23 protein-coding genes are annotated in these 22,458 nt (G+C 63.6%); 16 read left to right on the forward strand and 7 right to left on the reverse strand.

Annotation, left to right across the window (positions count from 1 at the left end; genetic code table 11):
• The first annotated feature begins 82 nt into the window (after window positions 1–82).
• A complete protein-coding gene (locus M2267_RS17755; RefSeq protein WP_429115871.1) occupies window positions 83–745 on the forward strand; it encodes a sulfite oxidase-like oxidoreductase in 663 nt (220 codons plus the stop codon).
• Here the strand turns inward: M2267_RS17755 and M2267_RS17760 are convergent.
• Window positions 730–1,395, reverse strand: a complete 666-nt coding sequence (locus M2267_RS17760) for a TetR/AcrR family transcriptional regulator (protein ID WP_429115873.1) — start codon at window positions 1,393–1,395, stop codon at window positions 730–732. The two genes, M2267_RS17755 and M2267_RS17760, sit on opposite strands and share 16 nt — an antisense overlap.
• Window positions 1,380–2,849: an amidase gene (locus M2267_RS17765; RefSeq protein ID WP_429115875.1), complete on the reverse strand. Its 1,470-nt coding sequence runs from the start codon at window positions 2,847–2,849 to the stop codon at window positions 1,380–1,382. The genes M2267_RS17760 and M2267_RS17765 overlap by 16 nt, the downstream gene beginning before the upstream one ends.
• Window positions 2,850–2,880: 31 nt before the next feature.
• Between M2267_RS17765 and M2267_RS17770 the strand changes: the two genes are divergently transcribed.
• Both M2267_RS17770 and M2267_RS17775 read left to right on the forward strand, forming a co-directional pair.
• The gene (locus M2267_RS17770; protein WP_043626390.1) at window positions 2,881–3,324 is read left to right on the forward strand and encodes a hypothetical protein; all 444 of its coding nucleotides are present in this window, start codon (window positions 2,881–2,883) and stop codon (window positions 3,322–3,324) included.
• Window positions 3,324–4,265, forward strand: coding sequence for a sterol desaturase family protein (locus M2267_RS17775; RefSeq protein ID WP_052202129.1), 942 nt, complete (start codon window positions 3,324–3,326; stop codon window positions 4,263–4,265). Before M2267_RS17770 ends, M2267_RS17775 begins: the two co-directional genes overlap by 1 nt.
• A gap of 29 nt (window positions 4,266–4,294) precedes the next feature.
• On the opposite strand, the gene M2267_RS17780 is transcribed toward M2267_RS17775, so the two are convergent.
• Entirely contained in the window at window positions 4,295–5,182 is an 888-nt protein-coding gene (locus M2267_RS17780; protein WP_402325050.1) for a LysR substrate-binding domain-containing protein, read from the reverse strand.
• Between the two features lie 272 nt (window positions 5,183–5,454).
• Between M2267_RS17780 and M2267_RS17785 the strand changes: the two genes are divergently transcribed.
• The 5 genes from M2267_RS17785 to M2267_RS17805 are packed head-to-tail and all read left to right on the forward strand — an operon-like array spanning window position 5,455 to window position 10,679.
• The gene (locus M2267_RS17785; RefSeq protein ID WP_429115877.1) at window positions 5,455–6,450 is read left to right on the forward strand and encodes an ABC transporter substrate-binding protein; all 996 of its coding nucleotides are present in this window, start codon (window positions 5,455–5,457) and stop codon (window positions 6,448–6,450) included.
• A gap of 42 nt (window positions 6,451–6,492) precedes the next feature.
• Window positions 6,493–7,857, forward strand: a complete 1,365-nt coding sequence (locus M2267_RS17790) for an MATE family efflux transporter (RefSeq protein ID WP_429115879.1) — start codon at window positions 6,493–6,495, stop codon at window positions 7,855–7,857.
• Window positions 7,854–8,861: a FecCD family ABC transporter permease gene (locus M2267_RS17795; protein WP_429115880.1), complete on the forward strand. Its 1,008-nt coding sequence runs from the start codon at window positions 7,854–7,856 to the stop codon at window positions 8,859–8,861. Before M2267_RS17790 ends, M2267_RS17795 begins: the two co-directional genes overlap by 4 nt.
• Window positions 8,861–9,889, forward strand: a complete 1,029-nt coding sequence (locus M2267_RS17800; RefSeq protein ID WP_429115882.1) for a FecCD family ABC transporter permease — start codon at window positions 8,861–8,863, stop codon at window positions 9,887–9,889. Before M2267_RS17795 ends, M2267_RS17800 begins: the two co-directional genes overlap by 1 nt.
• Before the next feature lie 7 nt (window positions 9,890–9,896).
• Window positions 9,897–10,679 (forward strand): ABC transporter ATP-binding protein, encoded by a 783-nt coding sequence (locus tag M2267_RS17805; protein WP_429115884.1) that lies wholly within the window; start codon window positions 9,897–9,899, stop codon window positions 10,677–10,679.
• Between the two features lie 46 nt (window positions 10,680–10,725).
• Here M2267_RS17805 and M2267_RS17810 read toward each other — a convergent pair whose 3' ends face one another.
• The gene (locus tag M2267_RS17810) at window positions 10,726–12,174 is read right to left on the reverse strand and encodes an NCS1 family nucleobase:cation symporter-1 (RefSeq protein WP_043626402.1); all 1,449 of its coding nucleotides are present in this window, start codon (window positions 12,172–12,174) and stop codon (window positions 10,726–10,728) included.
• A 246-nt stretch (window positions 12,175–12,420) separates the two neighbouring features.
• Here M2267_RS17810 and vapB point away from each other — a divergent pair, with 246 nt between their 5' ends.
• Both vapB and vapC read left to right on the forward strand, forming a co-directional pair.
• On the forward strand, window positions 12,421–12,654 hold the full coding sequence (gene vapB / locus M2267_RS17815; protein WP_043626405.1) for a type II toxin-antitoxin system VapB family antitoxin: 234 nt from the start codon (window positions 12,421–12,423) through the stop codon (window positions 12,652–12,654).
• On the forward strand, window positions 12,654–13,061 hold the full coding sequence (vapC, locus tag M2267_RS17820) for a type II toxin-antitoxin system tRNA(fMet)-specific endonuclease VapC (RefSeq protein WP_043626407.1): 408 nt from the start codon (window positions 12,654–12,656) through the stop codon (window positions 13,059–13,061). The genes vapB and vapC overlap by 1 nt, the downstream gene beginning before the upstream one ends.
• Window positions 13,062–13,073: 12 nt before the next feature.
• Here vapC and M2267_RS17825 read toward each other — a convergent pair whose 3' ends face one another.
• A complete protein-coding gene (locus M2267_RS17825; protein WP_429115887.1) occupies window positions 13,074–13,961 on the reverse strand; it encodes a helix-turn-helix domain-containing protein in 888 nt (295 codons plus the stop codon).
• A 121-nt stretch (window positions 13,962–14,082) separates the two neighbouring features.
• On the opposite strand from M2267_RS17825, the gene pobA reads away from it, so the two are divergent.
• The gene (gene pobA / locus M2267_RS17830; protein ID WP_429115888.1) at window positions 14,083–15,255 is read left to right on the forward strand and encodes a 4-hydroxybenzoate 3-monooxygenase; all 1,173 of its coding nucleotides are present in this window, start codon (window positions 14,083–14,085) and stop codon (window positions 15,253–15,255) included.
• Here pobA and M2267_RS17835 read toward each other — a convergent pair.
• Entirely contained in the window at window positions 15,249–15,788 is a 540-nt protein-coding gene (locus tag M2267_RS17835) for a GNAT family N-acetyltransferase (protein WP_429115890.1), read from the reverse strand. The genes pobA and M2267_RS17835 overlap by 7 nt on opposite strands.
• A gap of 87 nt (window positions 15,789–15,875) precedes the next feature.
• On the reverse strand, window positions 15,876–16,790 hold the full coding sequence (locus M2267_RS17840) for a LysR substrate-binding domain-containing protein (RefSeq protein ID WP_429115892.1): 915 nt from the start codon (window positions 16,788–16,790) through the stop codon (window positions 15,876–15,878).
• Window positions 16,791–17,158: 368 nt separating this feature from the next.
• On the opposite strand from M2267_RS17840, the gene M2267_RS17845 reads away from it, so the two are divergent.
• The 5 genes from M2267_RS17845 (at window position 17,159) to M2267_RS17865 (ending at window position 22,352) form a co-directional block, all read left to right on the forward strand.
• On the forward strand, window positions 17,159–18,199 hold the full coding sequence (locus tag M2267_RS17845; RefSeq protein ID WP_429115894.1) for an extracellular solute-binding protein: 1,041 nt from the start codon (window positions 17,159–17,161) through the stop codon (window positions 18,197–18,199).
• 111 nt (window positions 18,200–18,310) lie between these two features.
• Complete coding sequence (locus M2267_RS17850) at window positions 18,311–19,297, forward strand: ABC transporter permease (protein WP_156133980.1); 987 nt, start codon at window positions 18,311–18,313, stop codon at window positions 19,295–19,297.
• On the forward strand, window positions 19,297–20,091 hold the full coding sequence (locus tag M2267_RS17855; protein ID WP_077963060.1) for an ABC transporter permease: 795 nt from the start codon (window positions 19,297–19,299) through the stop codon (window positions 20,089–20,091). The genes M2267_RS17850 and M2267_RS17855 overlap by 1 nt, the downstream gene beginning before the upstream one ends.
• Complete coding sequence (locus M2267_RS17860) at window positions 20,091–21,173, forward strand: ABC transporter ATP-binding protein (RefSeq protein ID WP_429115895.1); 1,083 nt, start codon at window positions 20,091–20,093, stop codon at window positions 21,171–21,173. The genes M2267_RS17855 and M2267_RS17860 overlap by 1 nt, the downstream gene beginning before the upstream one ends.
• Window positions 21,174–21,242: 69 nt before the next feature.
• Window positions 21,243–22,352 carry an NAD/NADP octopine/nopaline dehydrogenase family protein gene (locus M2267_RS17865; RefSeq protein ID WP_429115897.1) on the forward strand — a complete coding sequence of 370 codons (1,110 nt, stop codon included), beginning with the start codon at window positions 21,243–21,245 and terminating at the stop codon, window positions 22,350–22,352.
• Window positions 22,353–22,458 lie beyond the last annotated feature (106 nt).

Below are 22,458 nucleotides of genomic sequence, written 5' to 3' on the forward strand. Positions count from 1 at the left end.
CCGTGCGTTCGCGCTTGACGTTCCGCGACGCCACGCTTTCTATCTCGCCTGGGGTGTGAATTCGGGCTGGGAGTGGACCATCATGACTGACGATACGCAGCCGCCGGAAACCAAGCTGACGACGACGAAGCGGCGCTGGGCCGCCGACGGCAAATTCCTGACGGGGCGGATCGTGCGCCCCGAGGACGAGCGCCTTCCGCCTGGGCAACATCTGGTCAAGGACTGGCCGGTGCTCGACCTCGGCCAGCAGCCGATGATCCGGACGGAAAGCTGGCGGCTCGATATCACCGGGCACATCGAGCATCCATTGTCGCTCGATTGGGCCGCGTTCAAGGCCTTGCCGCAAAGCGACCGGCTCTCCGACATGCATTGCGTGACGACCTGGTCGCGCTACGACAACCGCTGGCAGGGCGTGGCCACACGCGATCTGCTCGACCAGGTGATGCCGAAACCCGAGGCGAGCCACGTCATGCTGACGAGCTATGACCGCTACACCACGAACATGCCGCTTGCGGACTTCGCCTCCGAAGACGCGATCCTTGCGACCGACTGGGAGGACCAGCCGATCGGCCGTACCCATGGCGGGCCGATGCGGCTCGTCGTTCCGCATCTCTATTTGTGGAAGAGTGCCAAGTGGCTGACGCGCATCGACTTTCGCGAAGGTGACATGCCTGGTTTCTGGGAGCGCAACGGCTACCACATGCGTGGCGACCCGTGGCGCGAGGAGCGCTACTCGGACGATTGATCGGGGCCGGCGAAGGCCTGACGACCGCCGCCCGGCGCGTCCGGGTCCAGAAGCGACTGCAGCCCCGCAAGCTGGTAGCGCCAGAAGAGTGCTATGGCCGACTGGATGGACGGAGCGTCACGGTATTCACTGAGCGTATCGGCAATGGTGTCCAGTGTTCGGGTGAAGGTTCGCTCGAGCATGAAGCCCATCAGCGGCGTCAGGGCCTGCTCGCCGCCCTTGTCGGTCAGGTAGCCGGAAGCCAGCCGCACCATCTCCCGGATCATCAGCTTGCGGACATGGGCGTAGCGCGTGCCATCCGCGCCGCGAAGCAGGATCAGCACCACGAGCCGCTGTTCGATCCAGAAGGACAGCAGTGCCCGGGCATGCTCGGATCCGGAAGCGTCGGCCTCCAGCCAGATGCCAACTGACCGCAGTTCCCGCACGCGGGCGCGCAGCAGGCGCAACAATTGCCCGGCAAGCGCCGGTGTCACGATCTCGTAAAACAGCGCTTCCTTGTCGGCGACGTATTTGTAGATGTTGCTCGAGCTGGTGCCCGCCCGTTCCGCCACATCGGCAAGTCGGGCCTTTTCGAAGCCTTGCTCGGCAAACACCGCAGCCGCAGCCGCAAGCAGCCGCTCACGCACTTCCTGCTTCAGGCGCTGGGGCATGCGAACCTTCCTGCAAGCTCGACGAGCCTTGGTTGCCAGGGGGCCGCCTCTTCCAGCTGGAAGGCAAGCGAGAAGAGCAGCGCGTCCTCGCCCGCTGCCGCCGCGAAATGGCAGCCGACCGGCAGTCCCTCAGGCGACCCGAAAAGCGGCACCGACATCGCGGGCCATCCGGCAAAGGAGGCCACGTTGGTGAAGCCGGCGAGGCGTTCGGTAAAGGCGATGAGCTGGTCCGGATCCTCGGTCGGGCCTTGCGTCCCCAGCGGAAAGGCCGTGAAGGGGACGGTGGGCGAAAGCAGCAGGTCATAGCCGGAGATTGCCTGATTTGCGCTCGCCTCGGCCCTCAGCGTTGCGCCGATCGCCTCCGTGATTGCCTTCTCCGGTAGCCGCCGGGCCCGGCGGACGAGCTCGACCGTGTAGGGCTCGAACAAGGTCTCATCGAAAGCGCCACCCATCGCGGCTGCGATCTGGTCGAACAGGCCGGAAAGAACAATTCCGGTCAGGTTGAAGAAGGCGCGGCTGTTCTCCTGCGCGTTGACGTCAGGGCCAGTGCATTCGACGACCTCGTGCCCCAAGGCCGCACACAGCGTGATCGCCGCGTTGAGTGCGTCCTCGACCACTTCGGACACGCCGCGCCCAAAGACATCGTGGCGATAAATGCCGATGCGCAGTCGTTTCTGCGGGCCACGGCGCATGTCGTCGATCGCAGGCAATGGTTGGGTCAGGTCCGGCCGTTCGGTTGCCGCCAACCACGCGGCGCTGTCGCGCACCGAGCGGCTGACACAATGGTCGCTGATCAGCCGCGCCGTCGGCATCGCCGGCGGCAGGCCGGCATTCACCGTGCGGTCGCGGCTCGGCTTGAAGCCGAATAGCCCGCAGAAGGAGGAGGGGCCACGGATCGAGCCGCCGCCGTCGGAGGCGTGGGCGATCGGTACCATGCCCGAGCCAACGGCCGCCACCGCGCCGCCGGACGAGCCGCCGGTCGAAAGCGCAAAATTCCAAGGATTGCGCGTGGCGCCATGGGCGAGGGTCTCGGTGGTGCCGAGCAGGCCGAACTCCGATGTGGTCGTCTTGCCGAGGACGATCAGACCGGCCTTGTCGAGAGCGTCCGTGTAATCCGATCCGGCTTGGGCGGGCTGTCCCTTGAAGAGGCGCGAGCCGAAGCCGGCCGCATGGCCGGGATAGGCAAGCAGGTCCTTGAGCAGGGTCGGCACGCCTGCAAACGGCATGTTTGCTTGCGGACGAAAAGCGCCGGCGAGCTTGCGCGCGTGATCGAAATCCGCGGATGCAAGGGCGTTGACGTGCGGCTCGCGCCTCTCGATGCGCCTGATGGCGGCTTCGACGAGTTCGAGCGGCGAGGCTTCACCTGTCGAGACAAGGCTGGCCTGTTCGGTCGCGTCCAGCGCGGAAAAGTCGTCCGATTCCAGTTGCGAGAGTTCGGGATTGGGAGCGCGCATCGGTCCAGCTTCCATTGACGATGAAAAGAGAATGATTGATTCTCTTTTCATCGTCAATGAGCGGTTGCATCCACAGGCGACTGATTGCATCTTCCCGTCTCCTGCAATGCTGGTGCAATCCACTCCCCGCAAAGCTCGCGCAACGTTTCAACAAAGGACGTTGTCGATGCGCCTGGCCATTTTACCGATGTGGTTGATCCTTTTCAGCGCGAGCCCAAGTCATGCCGAAGAAAAGGGAATGTGGATTGCGGACAATCCGTATCGGACCGTGCAGCCTTTGTACGATCCCTGTCGTGATGGTCGGTTAAGTGATGGAACGCCGCGAACCTGCGCCGAGATCAGGCGCATGTACCGGCATGGAAGAGGCGGCTGGTCCGAAGAGGACCATCGCCTGGATGCATGTAGCGACGGGCGCGTCAGCGACGGCCGGCCGCGCACATGCCGGGAACTGCTTGAATGGATGGAGCGTCGTTGATGAAGGCAGAGCGCAGAGACACCGTGTCGAAGCTTGGACAGGTTTTCAGATTAGTGCTTGGGTATCTGTCCTGGCCGCTGGTGTTTTTCGGCGGGCTGCTCGGCGCGTACTACGCGTTCGCGAGCGCAAAGCCGATGGTCGGATTTGTGGCGGTCTACGCGGCCGCCGTCTTCATCCTGTTTCTTCTCGAGCGCTACATTCCCTACGAGCGGGGCTGGCTTCAGTCGGACGGCGAAACGGTGAACGACATTGGCCACACGCTGGCGACGAAGGGCCTGCTGCAGGCGGCTGGCCTGATCGCCGCCGTCTTTCCCATGTATGCCGCCAATATCCTGCAGCCGCTCGCAGCGCTCAAGTTTGGTCTCTGGCCATCGGATTGGCCGATGGTGCTTCAGGTGGCGCTTGCGGTGGTCGTCGCCGAATTCGGCCTCTATTGGTCGCATCGGATCGCCCACGAAAAGCTGTTCTTCTGGCGGTTCCACGCGCTGCATCACAGCGTCGTTCGCCTCTGGGTCATCAATACCGGCCGCTTCCACGTGGCCGATTCGCTGTTCAAGATCGCCATGAGCCAGATCCCACTCTATTGCCTCGGCGCTCCCCTGCACGTTTTCTGGTGGCTCGGCGCGGTCACGGCCTTCATGGGCATTCTCACCCATTGCAACGTCGACATGCGCACAGGTCCCTTCGACTATCTCTTCAGCACGCCGCGGCTGCACCGCTGGCATCATTCGAAGGACCTCCGCGAGGGCAACATGAACTACGGCGAGAACGTCGTCGTCTGGGACCTTTTGTTCGGCACCTACTATAATCCCGACCGTCCGTCCTCGACCGACATCGGCATCAAGGGCCAGATCGCCCGAGGCTTTCTGGCGCAACTGGCGCAACCCTTCACCAAGAACGGCGTGCGCGAAATCCTCGGCCTCCCGAAGCGACGCTCATGACGGCGTCGCGCGCGGAGCGGCATCTCCGGCTAGAGTTCTGCGTGGCCCCATTGCGAAAGCCACGTGGAAAAGCTGTCCGGCGTGCCCGACGGCGCGCGCCTTGCGATCTCGTACGCCCCGACGATCGGTGAAATCGACGGGCAAAGCGCGATCAACTGGCCGCTTCTGAGCTCCTTCTCGATGAAGGCCGGGCTGACCTGGGCGATGCCGAGGCCGGAAATGCAGGCGTCGATGGCAGCCTCGTCCGTGTCGAAGCCGATGCTGCCGCCCTTCGGCTCGAAAGGGATCGCGGCCGCATCGCACCATCGCCGCCAGGACCAGGCGTCGGCGGTGTCGAGAAGGATCGGCAGGCCGAGCACGTCGCGGGCGTCGAACTCGCGTTCGGATCGCGCAAAAAACTGCGGCGAGCACACCGCGAGCGTGCGGTCCACCAGAAAGGCGAGCGCGTGATCGTCGCTGTCGCCGCAGCGGCGATAGGTGATGGTGATGTCTGCTGGCTCGGCAGCACCCAGCGCCAGGGACTGGATGACGAGATCCTCGCTCGGATGCGCCTGCCGATAGGAGCCGATCCGGGGGATCAGCCAGCGGCGTGCGATGGTGATCGGCGCCTGGATCACCAGGCGCGAGCGTTCGGGGCTGACGGCGCGTGCGCCCGTTTCAAGCGTGGCGAGCGCACCGTTCACGTGGGTGAGGAACTGGCGCCCGGTGGCCGTCAGCGCAATCGCGTTGTGGCTGCGGTGAAACAGCGGCGTGCCCAGTGCGTCTTCGAGCGCCTTGATCTGGCGGCTGACCGCGCCCGGCGTCAGGTGCATCTCGGCGGCCGCGAGCGTCAGGCTGCCCGTGCGCGCCGCCGCCGAGAAAGCCGGCAGCACGCTGAGCGGCGGAAGCTTGAACCGTTTGGCTTGCGATTTTTTCATGCCGGCGTGAGAACCTTTCGCTTGCAAATAACTTGACCATAAATATCAACAATCCTCCATATTGGAAGGCAGGAAGCCTGATGTCGGGAGGTTTGTTGATGGCGATCGCGCGTTTTCTTGGTCTGAGGTTTGGCGCCCCGCAGCGGCGTGAGGAAGCCGTCCGCAGTTATCGGCATGTGCCTGCCGCAAGCGGCGAGCCATGCGGCGACGCGCGTGCCCGCCGGCTTTCGTCCTCCGGCAACGTTGACACCGCAATGGCAAGAGGAGCCCCCATGCCCAGCCCGCTTTTTGCAGCCGCACGCACGCAGCTGATCGGCGCCGTTGTAATTGCTGGCTGCGTTCTCGGCCAAGCGGCCGGTGCCGCCGCCGAAGACGCCGTCACCTTCAACGTGATCGACGATCGCGGTGTGGCGGTCACCATTCCGGCGAAGGCACAGCGGGTCGCCTCCGTTTCCTATTTCGCCGCGGATGTCGCGCTCGCCCTCGGCCTGACGCCGGTTGCGACAACCTACATGGTGGAAGGCCGCCATCCCGATTTCCTCGGCGGCGATCTCGATGGCGTCAAGCAGATCGGCCAGCGCGCCACTCCGAACATCGAGCTGCTTGCGGAGGCAAAGCCGGATCTCACGGTTGCGATCCGCCGCTACACCGAAGGCAACGCCGCCCAGTACGAGAAGGTCGCGCCCTATCTCGCCTACGACCTTGAACTCTATGCCGACAGCGACCGCACCATCGCGCAACTGTCGACGATCCTTGGCCAGCCGAAGCGCGGTCAGGAGATCAACGCTGCCTTCAAGAGCGACCTCGAGGCCTTTGCAGCGAAGGCGCCGAAGGACAAGCATCCGCGCTTCGTCGTAATGTGGGGCGGTGACATTCCCTGGGTCTTCCGTTCGGAAAACATGACCGCTGCCATCCTGGTGGCGCTTGGTGGCGACAACATCGCCGGTCAGAATCCGACGCCGTCCGTTCCGGGGAACTGGGGCATGGAAATGAGCCTCGAAACCCTGCTGGAGAAGGATCCGGAGGTCATCTTCGTCTACGACTACGGCCCGGATCGCCCGCAGGAAAACAATCCGATCTGGCAGCAGCTCTCGGCGGTGAAGAACGGACGCGTGCATTATGTCGGCGACCATTGGGTTGAGGCGCATGGCCCCATCGCCCGCCAGATGGTGTTGCGCGAGGCAGCGCATCTGCTTTACCCCGATGCCTTTCCAGCCATCGACGTGAAGGTGGAAGCCCGCAAGTTCATCCCCGCCTCCATCCAGTAACAGGTGAACCGGCCCTTGCGTTTGCGGGGCCGGTAAATTCTCATGCCTCGTAACCGCCCCACAGTTTGCGAAGCGCACCGCATCGTGCAGCTGGCAACGCCGCTGGCGCTGATACAGCTCGCACAGGTCGCGATCTCTACCACCGACCTGCTGATGCTCGGCTGGGTCGGCGCCGAGGCGCTGGCGGCTGCCGCACTCGGGCTCGCCGTGTTCAACCTGCTGCGCACTATCGGATTCGGCCTGATCGTCGGCACCTCCAATCTGGTGGCCGAGGCATCAGGCGAAGAGGTTGCGCCGTCCCATTTGCTGGGTGCACTGAGCATTGCCGTTGTTGCCGGGCTGATTTCGGCTGCGTTGATGATGATCGGCGGCAGCGGCCTGCGCTGGCTCGGTCAGGATGCCGGCGTCGTTGAGCTTGCGCGGGAATACCTGCTGTTCCTGGCGCCCGGCATCATCCCGCTCTTCTGCTTCTACGCCTATCGTGGGGTCGTCGTCGGCCGGCGTCAGGCGAATGTCCTGCTGGCGATCACGCTTGCGACCATTCTGGTCAATGCCCTGCTCGACTATGGCCTGCTGTTCGGTGCCTTCGGCCTGCCGAGGCTCGGCGTTCCGGGCGTCGCAGCCGCAAGCACGCTCGCCTACCTCTCGCAGTTCGCAGCCATTGCCTGGATCACGCACCGGCGGCTGTCGTTCTCGCGTCTCTCGTCGATAGGGGAGCTCGTCGCAGCCATCAGGCGGCTGCTTGCGATCGGCATCCCGACAGCCGGATCCTATGCTTCCGAGGCAGGGTTCACGGCGCTCGTCACCCTCATGGTCGGCGCCTGGGGTGCCGCCGCGCTCGCTGCGCAGGCGGCGGTCAACCAGGTCGTCTATGTCGTCTTCATGCTGTCGGTCGGCCTCTCGCACGCGACTTCGGTCGGGGTCAGCGAAGCCTTTGCGGCCGCCGACCGAGAACGCGCCCGGCGGGTCGGCAGAACGGGGCCTCTGCTCGGTATCTCGGTTGCCTCCATCTTCTCGTTGGCATTCCTGCTGTTACCGGGGCCGATCCTGGCTCTGTTTTCCTTGTCGCCGGCAGGCGCCGGGGGCGCAACCTACCTGGCTGCTTCCGCGATGCTGTCCGTCGCGGCGCTCGCCCAACTGCCCGATTTCGCTCAGAACATCGGTATCGGTGCGCTTCGCGGCGTCGGCCGCGCCGCGAGCGGCTTCTGGATCACGCTTGCAAGCTATTGGTTGATTGGCGTTCCGGCCGCCTGGGTCATCGGTTTCTACCTCGCTCCCGGCGCCACTGGCGTCTGGCTCGGCATGGCCCTCGGCTTTGCTGCCGCCGCGAGTGGCCTCTTCTGGGCCTTCCATCGGGCAACGACCGATCTGGCCGCAACAGGGTCCGTTTCGGAGCAACGGCCATGAGCGAACAGGCGCGCGCGCCGTTGTGGTTTGCAATGTTGCTCGCGGCGGCGCTGATCGTCAGCGTGGCGGCGCTGATCTTCGGCGCAAAGCCGATGACGCTTTCCCAGGCGTTGACGGCGCTGTCGTCGCCAGCAGGTGGCACCGACTCGATCATCGTCTGGACGCTGCGCATGCCGAGAAGCATCGCCGCCTATCTCGCGGGCGCGGCGCTCGCCGTCTCGGGCTACCTGCTGCAATCGATCACGCGCAATCCGCTGGCCGCGCCCGACCTCACCGGCGTCACCGCCGGCGCCGTCGCCTTCATCGTCGCGACCTTCGTCCTTTTCCCGGCCGTCTCCTCCACGCTCTATCCGGCCATCGGTATGGTCGGCGGTTTGGCGGCCGCTGCGCTGACGCTGTGGGCAGCACGGGGTGGCCGGGCCTCCCCGCTGCATCTGGCACTTGGCGGGATTACGGTTGCCCTGTTCTTGAACGCGGTCACCACCTACCTGCTTGTCCGGGGCGGACCACAGTCGCCCTCGGTGCTGTTCTGGCTTTCCGGTGGCTTTCAAGGGAGATCCTGGGCGCAGGTCGGCTACATGCTGCCATGGATCGTCGTCGGGCTCGGCATTGCACTTTCCTGCCACCGCATCATCACGCTCCTGTCGCTCGGCGACAAGGCCGCTGCCGGCATGGGCGCCAATCCCGCCCTGTGGAAGCTCCTGCTGCTTGTCGCCGCCATCTGCCTCGTTGCCGGCGTGACGCCGGTTGCAGGACCCGTTGCCTTTGTCGGGCTGGCCGCTCCTCATCTCGTTCGGCTGTTGCGGCCTGGCTCGGCGCTCTGGGCGCTTCTCCTCAATATCGCGCTTGGCGGATGCCTGTTGATGACGGCAGACGCACTCGCCCGCTCGGTCGCCGCACCTCGGGAAATTCCGGTCAGCATCTTTACCGCGCTGATCGGCGGCCCGGTGTTCATCTACCTGACGCAACGCGGGCCGCGGCCAGGTGCTGGAGGCGCGCGGTGATGACGAGGACCACGACGGAAGCACCGGCGCTGCGACACAGCTTGCTGCTGGTTGCCCTGTTTCCCGCGCTTCTCCTGGCAGCGATCCTGCTCGGGGTCGCGGACCTGCCCATGTCCGATGTCGTCGCCGTTTTGCTCGGCCGCGGAACCGACAACGCGCGGCTGATCATCGAGACCATCCGGATCCCGCGCATCCTGACCGGCATTCTCGCCGGCATGCATTTCGCGGTCGCCGGCGCGCTGCTGCAGACGGTCACGCGCAACCCGCTGGCCGACCCGACCATCATGGGGATTTCCCAAGGGGCAACGCTGGCGGTGACCCTCTTCCTCTTCGTCGCCGTCTATGGCGTCGCCTCCGATGCCAACACGCTCTACGCCCTGCCGGTTGCCTGGCTGCCGCTGGTCGGCGCCATCGGCGGGCTTGCGGCCGGGGCGCTGATTTACGGGCTTGCCGTGCGCAAGGGATTGAGCGCTCTGCGCGTGACGCTGTGCGGCATCGCGATCGGCGCCTTTCTTCACGCGCTTGCCATGGGCATCATCGTCGGCTGGGGCAGCGCCCGGTTCGAGATCGTCATGCAATGGCTGGCCGGCAGCCTCTATGCCCGCGGCTGGGAGCACGTGGTCTTTCTGCTGCCGTTCACGATCGCTGCTCTCGCCGTGCTTCCGTTCCTCCACCGTTCACTGGCGCTCTTGCGCTTCGAGGAGGACGTCTCGCGCTCCTTCGGGCTGAATTATCGCCTGCATTTCACGCTGGTTCTTGCCGTTGCCTGCGTCCTTGCCGCCAGTGCCGTCGGCGTCGTCGGTCCGCTGATTTTCATCGGGCTCGTGGTGCCGCATCTCGCACGGTTCCTGGCCGGCCGACATTTTTCGGCGGTCCTGCCGCTGACGGCACTCATCGGCGCGACGCTGGTCGTGGGGGCCGATCTCGTCGGACGGCTTGTCGGCGGCGCCGAGGAAATTCCGATCGGCGTCGTCACAGCCTTTGCCGGTGCGCCGTTCCTGCTCGTTCTTCTTCGCCGCTATCGATGAGGCCGTGATGCATCTCAAAGCCGCCGACGTCACCATACGCTATGCCGGGCATTGCGCACTCGCGACCTTCGCCCTCGAGCTCGGCCGCGGCGAAATCGTTGCGCTGATCGGCCCGAATGGCTCGGGCAAAAGCACCGCACTCCATGCGCTTGCGGGACTGACGGTGCCGGAGGCCGGCGACGTCACGCTCGACGGCCGGTCGGTGCGCTCATGGAAGCGTCGCCAGCTGGCGCGCCGGCTCTCCTTCCTGCCGCAGGCGCCGCTCTCGCCCGAGGGCATGACCGTCGAGCAACTGGTCCGGCATGGGCGCTTTGCCCATACCGGCGCCTTCGGTGGCTTTTCCACTGCCGATCGCCAGGCGGTCGATTGGGCGCTCGACAGCGCCGATCTGCGCGATATTGCGCACCGGGACCTGAGGGCTCTGTCGGGTGGTGAGCGCCAGCGGGCCTGGATTGCGGCGGCGCTGGCGCAGGAGGCGGAGATCCTGCTGCTCGACGAGCCGACCTCGTTCCTTGACATCGGCCATCAGGTGGAGGTGCTGGAGTTGCTTTGCCGTCTGCGCCGTGAGCGGCAGGTGACGGTCGTGGTTGCCATCCACGACCTCAACCAGGCCATGGCGATCGCCGACCGGATCGTGCTGCTGGCGAAAGGTCGGACCCTCTTTTGCGGCACGGCCGACTCGCTCGCCGACAGCGGCCTGATCGAAACGACGTTTTCGGTCAGCGGTGCTTTCGAGCGCCCGCGCGATCAGGCCGGTGCCGTCTATTTCAACGCTCACATTGCCACATGAGCGGCAATGTGCCCGGTGCACGTTGCCCGGGCGCATTGCTAAGCGGTCAGGCCGCAAAGGCCGGCTTGCGGGCGCCGATCCTCAAGACGTAGTAGATCGCCCCGCCGATGGCGACGCCGAAGAACCAGCCATAAATGCCCCACCAGGCCGGCAGGATGGTGGTGAAGGTCGGCAGGATCGACGAGAACAGAGCGCCGATCGCAAAGGCGATGAAGGCGCTGCCGTGCCAGCCGCCCTGGAAGCGGAACTCGCCATCCTCGTGATAGAGCGCCTCGACGTTTAGCTGGCCGCGGCGGATGAGGTAATAATCGACCATCATCACCCCGAAGATCGGCCCCATCGTCGAACCGATGAAGTTGACGAAATGCGCAGCCCCCGTTTCCCAAGGGGCGAAGGGGTAGAGGATGAGGGCGATCAGCGCTGCGATGTAGCCGCCGCGCTTGAAATTGATCTGTCGTGGGAAGACGTTGGCGAAGTCGAAGGCTGGCGACACGAAATTCGCGACGACGTTGATGCCGAGGGTCGCCACCGCAAAGGTGAGTGCGGCAAGCAGCGCCAGAAACCAGCTGTCGAATTTCGCCGAAATCTGGTCCGGATGCAGCAGCACTTCGCCATAGACGGCAAAGGCGGCGGTCGTCGTCACGCCGGCGACCAGGCAAAAGGCGAGCAGGTTGATCGGCAGACCCCAGAGATTGCCCTTGCGCAGCGTCTTCACGTCTGTGGCATAGCGCGAGAAGTCGCAGAAGTTCAGATAGAGCGCTGCAAAATAGGTGATCCAGGTGGCAGCGACCGCCGCAAGTGCGGGGAAAGTGCCCGGTTCCCAGGGAACGCCGGCGTCCTTGGTCTTTTCAATGAGAACGTCGCGCGGGATTTCCGAACCGAAGGAGAAGGTGCCCGATTTGACGATCAGGTAGACAGCAAGGATCAGCATCATGATCCAGACGGCCGGGCCGGCCCAATCCTGGAACTTGCGCACGGTTTCCATGCCGCGCTGGATGATCAGCAGTTGCAGCGACCAGACGACGACGTAGCAGATCACCTCAAGCGTCGAATGGCCGAGCATGTGGCTGTTCTGGTGGAAGGCCAACATGCCTTCGTTGCGAATGAGAAGGGCGACGATGGCGCCGGACGCCGCAGCCGTCTGCGCACCATACCAGAAGCAGGCGACCACGGCGCGAACGAGTGCCGGTACGTTGGCACCGAAGGTGCCGAAGGAGGCGCGGGCGAGAACGGGGAAGGGCACGCCGGTGCGCACGCCCGCGTTGCCGACGAGGCTCATCAGGAAGAAGATCACCAGCGATCCGATGCCGATGGCGATGACGAAGTTTATGAAGCTGCCGCAGAGCAGGAACAGGCTTGCTGCGAGGTAATAGCCCCACAGGCTGTGCACGTCGGATGTCCAAACATTGAAGATGCTGAAAGCGCCCCACCGGCGCTCTTCGGCCGGTGCCAGATCCTCGTTGTACAACGAGGGCGACGGATCGCGTACTGCCATGTCTTCCTCCGTATTTCCGCCGGGTCCCCCTCGGACCCGCCTTGATTCTGCTCCCGTTTTGAGTCGTTGCAAAAGTCTTTTTGGATTGCCGAGAGGCGGGAAGCCGGTCGTGGTCGAATATAGCCAAGGTCCCTTCGATCAAAGCGACCAACAGGAGACAGCTGAGAGAGATCTCGTATATCCCATTGACATATCCTGCGGCTGAAACCATCTTGGATATACGCAAAGTATATCCCGGAGGCGGCAATGCCGGAACAGGGCGCAGTTTTTCTCAGCAACCGCAGTCAGGCGATCCGCCTGCCAAAGGCCGTGGCGCTTCCGGAGGATGTCAAACGCGTCGATATCGTCGCGGTCGGGCGAACGCGGATCATTACGCCCGCTGGCGAAGCCTGGGACAGCTGGTTCGATGGCGAGCCCATAACAGCCGATTTCATGGTGGAGAGAGAGCAGCCGGAGGCCCAGGAGCGCGAGTCACTCTGATGCTGAAATACATGCTCGACACGAACATTTGCATCTACACGGTCAAGAACCGGCCGCAACAGGTTCGCGAGGCGTTTAACAGGCATCACGGACAATTGTGCATCAGCTCGATCAGCCTGATGGAGCTGATCTATGGCGCGGAAAGATCCGCCATGCCCGAGCGCAACCTTTCGGTCATTGAAGGCTTTTCCGCCCGTCTTGAAGTCCTCAACTATGATCAAGGGGCAGCGACCCATACGGGACAGTTGCGTGCCGAACTCGCCCGCAGCGGAACTCCGATAGGGCCTTACGATCAGTTGATCGCTGGTCATGCACGCTCCCAAGGTTTGATCCTGGTGACCAACAACCGCCGGGAGTTCGATCGCGTGCCCGGCCTGCGCGTCGAGGATTGGACCACAGCCCCCTGACACTTTGCGTTGCTAAGCGCCGAGCCTGTCGCGCTCGGCGAGCCGCCATGCCCGCGGCGTCATGCCCGTCTGGCGTAGGAAGAAACGGGAAAAATAGGCGGGATCGGCAAAGCCGAGGCGGAAGCTGATTTCCTGCACGCTGGCGCGGGTGAAGACGAGTTCGCGTCTAGCCTCTCCGACGAGCTTTCGCGAAATCATTTCGTGCGCGCTGAGCCCAGCGACTGCGCGCGTGATCCGGTTGAGATGGGTGAGCGACAGACCGAGTTCGCGGGCATAGGCGGCGGCCGGCCAATGGGCGCGATGGTGCTGCTGCAAAAGCGCCTGGAAGCGCTGGACCCGCCGTTCGTTTTCACTCTCGCTGCGGTCATCCCGCTCGTCGCTCGTCGCGTCGAGACGTGCCGTCAGCGTCAGGGCAGCGGTCAGATAGGCGTCGAGAAGATCGGCGCGGTTGCTGCGGTTGCTTTCCCATTCCCTGGCGAGGCGCGTGAGCGTTGCGGCGATGTAGGCCGCATTCTCGCCACCGCCGAGCCGGATCAGATGCGGGGCGGCGAGCCAGGCGCCAAGGCGGCTGCGCTCGCCCGGCGTCGTCTTCAAATGTGAAGCGAGGATGGTGAAGACGAAGCCGTCGATGTCACGTGAGAAGCGGAAGCCGTGGCTCAGCGCCGGCGGAACGGTGATGACGACAGGCGGTTCGATCATGTTGACCGCGTTGCCGAAGACGGCATCGCCGGAGCCGCCGGCAATGTACAAGATCTGAAAGAAGCTCTCATGCCGGTGCAGCCCGATCTCCCAGTGGTAGAGACTGCTTCGTGACGGGATCGTCTCGCAATGCAGCCAGAAATCCGGCCGTTCTCCAGACTTTTCGCCGTAGAGCTCGTAGGTCGGAACCGTCTTCTTCATGCCGCACATCCTGAAGCCATGTTCGATTTGTGCAATTTCATGGCGGATTTGTCCATTGAGAGTGAAGCCGGCCCAGCGCAGATTTTGCCAAAAGACAATTCCGCTAAATCCGGAGGAGAGCATGCGCACCAAGGTCGTCATCATCGGGTCGGGCCCGTCGGGTCTTCTGCTTGGGCAATTGCTGACTGAAGCCGGCATCGACAACGTCATCGTCGATCGTGTCAGCAAGGACTACATCCTCGGTCGCGTGCGCGCCGGCGTGCTGGAGGAAGGCACTGTCGGCCTGATGGATCGCGCCCGAACCGGCGCACGTATGCACAAGGAAGGGCTGCCGCATGACGGCTTCTCGCTCGCCTTCGACGGTCGCGACCATCGTATCGATCTCAAGCATCTGACCGGCGGCAAACGCGTCATGGTCTATGGCCAGACGGAACTGACTCGCGACCTGATGGAGCATCGCGAGCGTTCAGGGGCCGTCACGATCTACGAGGCGGCCAATGTCGAACCGCATGACTTCGATGGCCACCAGCCCTACGTGACCTTCGAGAAGGATGGTACGGCCCAGCGCATCGATTGCGACTTCATCGCCGGTTGCGACGGCTTTCACGGGATCAGCCGCAAGTCGGTACCGGAAAAGGCGCTCAAGACCTTCGAGAAGGTCTATCCCTTCGGTTGGCTGGGCATTCTCGCCGACGTGCCGCCGGTCGATCACGAACTGATCTACGCCAACCATCCGCGCGGTTTCGCGCTTTGCTCGATGCGTTCGACGACGCGCAGCCGCTACTACATCCAGTGCGCGGTGAGCGAAAAGATCGAGGATTGGTCCGACACGCGCTTCTGGGACGAACTTCGCCGGCGGCTGCCATCGCATCATGCCGAAGCAATGGTGACGGGGCCGTCCTTCGAAAAGTCGATCGCGCCGCTGCGCTCCTTCGTTGCCGAGCCGATGCGTTTCGGCCGCCTTTTCCTGGTCGGAGATGCCGCCCATATCGTGCCGCCAACGGGCGCGAAGGGCCTGAACCTAGCCGCCAGCGACGTGCATTATCTTTTCGAGGGGCTGCTCGAACACTACCAAGACCGTTCGAATGCCGGCATCGACGCCTATTCGGCGCGGGCGCTGGCGCGCGTCTGGAAGGCCGTGCGCTTCTCATGGTGGATGACCACGATGCTGCATCGCTTTCCGGATACCGGCGATTTCGACCAGCGCATCCAGGAAGCCGAACTCGACTACCTCACCCATTCGGTGGCGGCCGAGACGGCGCTGGCGGAGAACTATGTCGGCTTGCCCTACTGAGCGGCGGCGCGCTCGACCCATTCCCCTCTGAGCAGGCCGTAGATTGCGGTGTCCCACCTGGCATCGCCGACCTTCGCGGAGGAGCGTCTGACGCCTTCCTCGCAAAAGCCGAGGCTGCGGTAGGTGCGGATCGCCGCCTCGTTGAACGTGTAGACGTTGAGCTCCAGCCGCTCGAAGGCGGGGTCGGCGAAAAAGCGGCGGGTCACTTCGCTGAGGAAAGGCTGGGCGAGGCCCTGGCCGCGCATGCGCGGATTGATGGCAACACGGGCGAGGCGGCCGACTCCGTTTGCCCAGTCGAGTGCCACCTGCGCATGACCGGCGAGCTTGCCGTCGACGATCCCCGCAAACATCAGGCGCTCGGCTTCGGCGCCTTCGGTCCCGGCGAGCATCGCTTCGAGCTGTGCTGCTTCCAGGGGAAAGGAGAGGCCGGGGCCGCCCCATTGGACCAGCGCCTCCAGGCTCGAAAACCAGTCGAGCATCTCGGGAACATGCGCTTCGGAAAATGCGTCAACACGGAGGGGAGTGGTCGGCATGGATCACCAGTTCTGTCGGGCCCGTAATCTCGGTTTCTGATCGAGGCTTGTAAAGCCGCGAAATCCCGCGGGCCGCCACACGCGACCTCAGACCGTCTCCATTGCTTGTCGCATGTCGTGGACCGTCGCGCGGGTTGCCTCGACATAGGCATCGACCAGATGACGGTTCCGCGTGTCGCGCAACCAGCAGAGGCTGAGATCCGATGGGATGCTGGGCAGGAACGGCTTGATTGTCAGCCGGTCGCGCTGGCCAAAGGCGAACACCGGATCGACGATGGCGATCCCCAGTCCGTTGGCGACCATTTCGCAGACCGCCGGCGCAAGGGTCGCATCCATGATGTAGTTCAACCGCGTGCCATAGACATCGAGCGTGCTTTCGATCTTCTGCCGGATGCGGTTGTCGGCGGCAAAGCCGATATAGGGCTCGCCGTGGATGTCGGCGGGCACGATCTCCTGTCTCGCAGCGAAGCGATGATCGCTCGGCGCAATGCAGACGAGGTCTCCGCCGCGCAACGGAACGCACTCGATATAGGGGTTGTCCGTGTTGCGATTGATGAGGCCGATATCGACCTGCTTGGATAGCAGCCATTCGACGATGAACTGCGAGCTGCGGATCACCACCGAGATATAGGCGTCGCCGTGCCCGGCAAGGAAACGCTTGTTGGTGTGGCTGATGAAGAGGCCTGAGAGCGCCGGCATCACGCCGACCGAGATCTGCCCCAGTTCCTCGCGCCGGATCAGGTCGACGGCGCGCTCGATCTGCTTGATGCCGGCGAAGACGCGATCGATCTCCTTGTAGAGCCGCATCCCATGCTCCGAAGGAATGAGCCGCCCCTTGATGCGCTCGAAGAGTTCAAGCTCCGTATCTTCTTCCAGATGCGCCAGAAGTTTGCTCACAGCGGGTTGCGAGATGTGCAGGACTTCCGCGGCACGGCTGACCGTGCCGCATTCGATGACGGCCTTGAGAGCCTCGATTTGTCGTAGGTTCGGTGCGCGCTTCATTTCATAACTTCATGCAGGTCCGAATTGGCTCCAACCTAGCTTTGCGCGCGCAGGTTGACAATGCGTCCGCCAGGGGCCCCTGCAAAATATCGCCATTCGCCGTCCCGGCGCAAATCCTAGCCTATAACCTTTTGGAATGGACGCAGACTCAAAAACAATTAGACGGGTCAAATTTGCTGCGCTTATCTCTAGGCAGGCTGCAGTCGGGTCGATCCGGTTGCGCGATTGGCGACGGGATCAGGATAGCGCTCATGCGGCGCACTGACGCCATCAGGTCACGCTGGGAGGCGAGAGGAGGAACAATGATTATCGGGCAGAAAATCAATCGCAGGAGCGCGCTCAAGCTGTTGGGGGCAGGGGGCGCTACGATGCTCACCGCGCCTTACATCATCCGGTCGGCGCATGCGCAGAGCTCGGTTCTCAACATCACCACCTATGACAAGTTCCTGCCGCAGGATTTCATCGAGCAGTTCCAGAAGGATAGCGGCATCGAGGTGCGCATCCGCCTGACCGACGACCAGGGCAAGCAGTACAACCTCCTGACGGCGGAAGGTGCCAACCCGACGACCGATATCGTGACCGTCGCGGGCCACCGCTACGGGCAGTTCATCGGCTCGAAGCTGGTGCAGGCGCTGGATACGGCAAAGCTGCGCAACTGGTCGAACCTCAACCCCGCCTATCAGGACGCCGCCTGGGCGCGCTATGAGGGCAACCTCTGGGGATTGCCGATCCTTGCCGGCTACGAAGGCCTCGTTCGCAACACCGACTACGTGCCGGAAGCCGACAGCTGGGGCATCATGTTCGACGAGAAGTACGAGGGCCTGACCGCTTACATGGCCGGCGATTTCATGTCGATCACCATGAAATATCTCGGCCATGACGGCGACTTCGTCACCTACACCGACAAGGTCGAGGCGGCCCAGAAGGCCGCCAGCGAAGCGCGCGACCACCTGATCAAGCACAAGCATATGGTTCGCAAGTACTACGATGCGGCCAGCGAAGTGCAGCAGATGTTCATTAACGAGGACATCCACCTGGCGCAGGCCTGGTCGGGTCCTGCCGCCAAGCTGATCATGGACGGCGTGCCGGTCAAGCTCTCCGTTCCGAAGGAAGGCACCTACGGGTTCTGCTACACGCTGAACATCGTCAACAACGCGCCCAATGCCGGGAATGCCTACAAGCTGTTCGACGCGATCCTCGCCAATCCCGAGGTCGGCGCCGCGATGACCCGCACCTCCGGCTTCAGCTCGACGATCTCCGGCGTCGACAAGCTGCTCGACGACAGGGAGCGGCTGGCATCGACGCTGCCGCAGGAAGAACTCGAGCGCGTCACCTTCTTCAGCTCGCTCAATCGCTCGATGAAAAACGAGATCATCGATCGCGCCGTCGCAGAACTGAAGGCCGCCTGAGCAATCGCATCGTGACGACTGACTGACTGACCTCGCCGTGGCGGCGGGGTCGGAACGGTAACGCATGTCCTGCCAACCCGTCGGGTCGCGGACAAGCTTTGGGATAAAACAATGGCCGTGGGAACACATGCGGCAGGTGGCGGTATCCCCGTCCGCGCCGCGCACATGAAATACTCGACCGGTGTCGCGAGGGTGATCAACTCACCGCTCTATCGCTACACCCTGGGCGCCGTTGCAGAATGGCGATATGGGCGCATCCTGCTTCTGGCCGGCGTGCCGGTGGTCTGGATGCTGATGATGCACATCGGCCCCATCTACGAAATGCTGCGCATCAGCCTGCTCTCCAGCTATCCGCCGCAGCCGGGCGTCGAGGCCGAATTCACGTTCGACAACTACGCGCTCTTCTTCAGTGAAAAGCTCTACTGGATGCCGCTGCTGCGCAGCTTCATCTATGCCTCCATCGCAACGGCCGTCACCTTGGTCGTGGTCTATCCGGTCGCCTATTACGTGGCGAAGGTGGTTGCGACCGGCAACAGGTCGCGCGCGCTGCTCCTGCTCCTGGCGCCGTTCTGGGCGGGTGAAATCATCCGCATCTTCTCGGTCATCATGCTTCTCGCCAATCGCGGTGCCGTTAACGTGCTGCTCAGGGAAATCGGCCTGACCGAGCGTCCGATCCAGATGCTCTACACCTCGTTTTCGATCAGCTTCGGCCTGGTCTACATGGTCTGTCTCTACATGCTGCTGCCGCTCTATTCGGCGATCGAGAAGATCCCGAAGTCGCTGCTCGACGCGTCGGCGGATCTCGGCGCGGGGCCGTTCACGCGCTTCCGCCGCATCATCCTGCCGCTTTCGCGCGATGGCATCGTGTCGGGCTGCTCGCTGGTCTTCCTCACCTGCATGGGCGTGTTCGCCGCTCCCATTCTTCTCGGCGGGCCGACCACCAGCATGTTCTCCGAGACGATCAGCAGCTTCTTCCACGGCGCCAGCAGCCGTTGGCCGGCCGGTGCCGCCTTCGCGATGATCATGCTTGCCGCATCCCTCGTCACTGTCGGCCTGTTCATGCGGGTCGTCGGCGGCTCGAAGCAAAGGACATTCTGATGCGCGCCATGTTTCACGATTGGCCGGGACTGGCCCTCAAGTCCTTCTACTGGCTGTTTGTCCTGTATCTGTTTCTGCCGCTGTCGCTGATGGTGGCGGTCAGCTTCAAGGATGCAAGCTTCATTTCGTTCCCGCTCGGCAACCTGACGATCGACTGGTACGCCAAGGTCATTCAGGACAAGCAGTTCCTGGACGCCTGCCTCTACACCATCATGATCGCCGCGGCGACGACCGCCATCGCGACGGTCATCGGGGTCTGGATCGCGATGCTGATCGGGTCGCTGCGCGGGGCCGCTCAATACGTGGCCTTTGCCGTCGCTTGCCTGCCGGCCGTCGTGCCGGGGATGATCTCGGCGATTTCGCTGCGCATCTTCATCACCACCATCGACCTGCCGACCGGCACGGTCGCCATCATCCTCGGCCACGTCGTCCACGCCGTGCCCTTCGTGGTGGTCATGGTGCTGACACGGCTGCGCTCGATGCCGGGCAATCTCGTCGATGCCGCCCGCGATCTCGGTGCCGACAGCATCGTCACCTTCTTCCGCGTCACGCTCCCCTACCTCGGACCGGCCATATTCGGCGGCATGATCTTCTGCCTGCTGCTGTCGAGCGATGACTTCGTCCGCACCTTCTTCCTCGGCGGCTACCGCCCGACGTTGCCGATGCTGATCTTCGCCCGCGTGCAGTCCGGCATGTCTCCGGAAATCAACGTCATGGCGACGCTCGTCCTGGTCGTGACCGCCGTGGTCGGGCTCTACGCAGAATATCTCACACGTCGTTCGAGGATCCGCTGATGCAACCGGTTGTTCAGTTCGAAAATGTCCGCAAGAGCTTCGGCAGTTTTGTCGCCGTCGATAATCTCAACCTCAACATCGAACGCGGCAAGTTCGTCACCCTGCTCGGCCCCTCCGGCTGCGGCAAGTCGACGACGCTGCGCATGCTCGGCGGGTTCGAAACGCCGACGGAGGGCCGTATTCTGCTCTCCGGCCGCGACGTGACAATGGTTCCGCCGAACCGGCGCAACGTCAACATCGTGTTCCAGGATTACGCGCTGTTCCCGCACATGTCGGTCGCGAAGAACATCGCCTTCGGCCTGGAGTTGAAGGGCGTCGACCAGAAGCAGATCCAGAGGCGCGTCTCCGAGCTTCTGGAACTCGTGCAGCTGCAGGATTTTGCCGGCCGCCTTCCGTCCGAGCTGTCGGGCGGCCAGCGTCAGCGTGTTGCGCTCATGCGCGCCTTGGCGCCGGATCCCGATGTTTTGCTTTTGGACGAGCCGCTCTCGGCGCTTGACGCCAAGCTTCGCCAGACGATGCAGATCGAGCTCAAGGCGATCCAGGAACAGACGGGCAAGACCTTCATGTTCGTGACCCACGACCAGGAAGAGGCGCTCACCATGTCGGATACGATCGTGGTCATGAACAATGGCCGGATCGAGCAGATGGGCGATCCGGCGACCCTCTACAAGCGGCCCGGTTCCGCCTTCGTGGCGACATTCCTCGGCGAAACCAATCTGTTGCAGTCGGATGTCGTCGGCACCGAAGCCGGCGAAGCGGCGGTGCGGTGGAACGGCATGACGATCAAGGCGTCCGCTGGCGCTCTGTCCCCCAAGGCGGGCGATGCGATCTATGTCGTCCTGCGGCCGGAGGCGATCCAATGTTCGGCGCAGGAACCGGGCGTCGCCAACCGGATCCGGGGGCGCATACGCCAGCGCGTTTTCAAGGGCAACCACACGTCGCTCAAGGTCGAGATCGGCGAGGGGCATCTGCTCAACGCGCTCGTTCATCCAAGCGAGGTGGAAGGCCTCAGCCGCGACGACATCTGGGTCGGCTGGTCGTCCGAAGCGACCACGCTCATCCCCGCCCGCAACGCGGCTTAGCCGCAACATCTCGACGGCGGGCGCCCCGGCTGCGCCCGCTACCCGATATCAATGAAAGTGGAAAACGACATGCGCGTAGGTATCGCAGGTGCTGGCTCTATTGCCTTCGGCACCGCTGCACTTCTTGAAAAACTGGAACACAAGGCAACGCTCTGGTCGCCGTCCGGCACGGGAACCCAGGCGCTCGCTGCGGGAGAGAGCCTGACGGCCGAAGGCGCCATCGAAGGCACCTTCCTTCCGGCCGTTGCGGAAAGCGCGGAAGATCTGGTCAGCGATGCGGATGCGATCCTCATCGCGCTGCCGGCCTATGGCCACCGTTTCGTGCTGGACGCTATCGCGCCACATCTGACCGCCGGCCAAGTGGTGATCTTCAGCTCGCACACTTCGTTCGGAGCGCTCTATCTGTCGTCGCTGCTGGCCGCACGCGGCATTACCTTGCCGATCGTTGCCTGGGGCACGACGATCGTCAGCGGCCGGAAGCTCGGCCCGGCGCTGGCGCATGTCAACACTATCCGCAAGCAGGTCGATCTGGCGACGGTTCCGGCATCGGAGAGTGCGCGCGGGCACGCGGTCTGCACGGCGCTTTTCGGCGAACATTTCGTCGATCGCGGCAGCCTGCTGGCGATCGCGCTTTCGAACCTCAACCCGCAAAACCACCTCGGCATCGCGCTCGGCAACATGTCGCGCATGGAGCGTGGCGAAAGCTGGGTGCAGGCCCAGAACGTCACGCCCAACATCGGTCGCCTACTGGAGACGCTCGACCGTGAGCGGCTGGCCGTCGCCGAGAGGTTGCAGCTGAAGGTGCGTGACATCTTCCAGCATTTCCACCTGTCGTTCCATGTGCCGGTCAGCACCATCTCGCAGATGAACCAGGAAATGTACCAGGCCGGAAACAACGGCACAGGGCCCGCGACGGCCGATAGCCGTTACGTGACGGAGGACGTCCCGTTCGGCCTGGTGGTCACGGCGCAGCTCGCGCGGCTCGCTGGATGCCCGGCGGACCTGCACGAGGCGGGAATCCGCATCTTTTCGGCCATGTACGGCCGGGACTTCGAAGGCGAGAACGACCTCCTTCCGGAGCTGGGTCTCGAGCAATTGGATCTCGAAGGTCTCGATGCGCTCTGCCGCACCGGCTTTCCGCCCGTTGTCGCTGTCGATCGAGCCGAGGGGCGTGCCTGAATGAGCGACCGCTTCCTGTCCCATCTCCGCAGCGAACTCGAGGGCCTGAAGACGGCCGGGTTGTACAAGTCGGAGCGTGTGATCACCTCGAAGCAGGCGGGTGAGA

It is taken from the genome of Ensifer sp. KUDG1 (assembly GCF_050434285.1).
Classification (GTDB): Bacteria; Pseudomonadota; Alphaproteobacteria; order Rhizobiales; family Rhizobiaceae; genus Ensifer.

Bases quoted from the DNA above. Each gene is read 5' to 3' on its own strand.
- M2267_RS17755 (WP_429115871.1), top strand. From the start codon at position 83: ATGACTGACGATACGCAGCCGCCGGAAACCAAGCTGACGACGACGAAG.
- M2267_RS17760 (WP_429115873.1), bottom strand. From the start codon at position 1,395: ATGCCCCAGCGCCTGAAGCAGGAAGTGCGTGAGCGGCTGCTTGCGGCT.
- M2267_RS17765 (WP_429115875.1), bottom strand. From the start codon at position 2,849: ATGCGCGCTCCCAATCCCGAACTCTCGCAACTGGAATCGGACGACTTT.
- M2267_RS17770 (WP_043626390.1), top strand. From the start codon at position 2,881: ATGATTGATTCTCTTTTCATCGTCAATGAGCGGTTGCATCCACAGGCG.
- M2267_RS17775 (WP_052202129.1), top strand. From the start codon at position 3,324: ATGAAGGCAGAGCGCAGAGACACCGTGTCGAAGCTTGGACAGGTTTTC.
- M2267_RS17780 (WP_402325050.1), bottom strand. From the start codon at position 5,182: ATGAAAAAATCGCAAGCCAAACGGTTCAAGCTTCCGCCGCTCAGCGTG.
- M2267_RS17785 (WP_429115877.1), top strand. From the start codon at position 5,455: ATGCCCAGCCCGCTTTTTGCAGCCGCACGCACGCAGCTGATCGGCGCC.
- M2267_RS17790 (WP_429115879.1), top strand. From the start codon at position 6,493: ATGCCTCGTAACCGCCCCACAGTTTGCGAAGCGCACCGCATCGTGCAG.
- M2267_RS17795 (WP_429115880.1), top strand. From the start codon at position 7,854: ATGAGCGAACAGGCGCGCGCGCCGTTGTGGTTTGCAATGTTGCTCGCG.
- M2267_RS17800 (WP_429115882.1), top strand. From the start codon at position 8,861: ATGACGAGGACCACGACGGAAGCACCGGCGCTGCGACACAGCTTGCTG.
- M2267_RS17805 (WP_429115884.1), top strand. From the start codon at position 9,897: ATGCATCTCAAAGCCGCCGACGTCACCATACGCTATGCCGGGCATTGC.
- M2267_RS17810 (WP_043626402.1), bottom strand. From the start codon at position 12,174: ATGGCAGTACGCGATCCGTCGCCCTCGTTGTACAACGAGGATCTGGCA.
- vapB (WP_043626405.1), top strand. From the start codon at position 12,421: ATGCCGGAACAGGGCGCAGTTTTTCTCAGCAACCGCAGTCAGGCGATC.
- vapC (WP_043626407.1), top strand. From the start codon at position 12,654: ATGCTGAAATACATGCTCGACACGAACATTTGCATCTACACGGTCAAG.
- M2267_RS17825 (WP_429115887.1), bottom strand. From the start codon at position 13,961: ATGAAGAAGACGGTTCCGACCTACGAGCTCTACGGCGAAAAGTCTGGA.
- pobA (WP_429115888.1), top strand. From the start codon at position 14,083: ATGCGCACCAAGGTCGTCATCATCGGGTCGGGCCCGTCGGGTCTTCTG.
- M2267_RS17835 (WP_429115890.1), bottom strand. From the start codon at position 15,788: ATGCCGACCACTCCCCTCCGTGTTGACGCATTTTCCGAAGCGCATGTT.
- M2267_RS17840 (WP_429115892.1), bottom strand. From the start codon at position 16,790: ATGAAGCGCGCACCGAACCTACGACAAATCGAGGCTCTCAAGGCCGTC.
- M2267_RS17845 (WP_429115894.1), top strand. From the start codon at position 17,159: ATGCTCACCGCGCCTTACATCATCCGGTCGGCGCATGCGCAGAGCTCG.
- M2267_RS17850 (WP_156133980.1), top strand. From the start codon at position 18,311: ATGGCCGTGGGAACACATGCGGCAGGTGGCGGTATCCCCGTCCGCGCC.
- M2267_RS17855 (WP_077963060.1), top strand. From the start codon at position 19,297: ATGCGCGCCATGTTTCACGATTGGCCGGGACTGGCCCTCAAGTCCTTC.
- M2267_RS17860 (WP_429115895.1), top strand. From the start codon at position 20,091: ATGCAACCGGTTGTTCAGTTCGAAAATGTCCGCAAGAGCTTCGGCAGT.
- M2267_RS17865 (WP_429115897.1), top strand. From the start codon at position 21,243: ATGCGCGTAGGTATCGCAGGTGCTGGCTCTATTGCCTTCGGCACCGCT.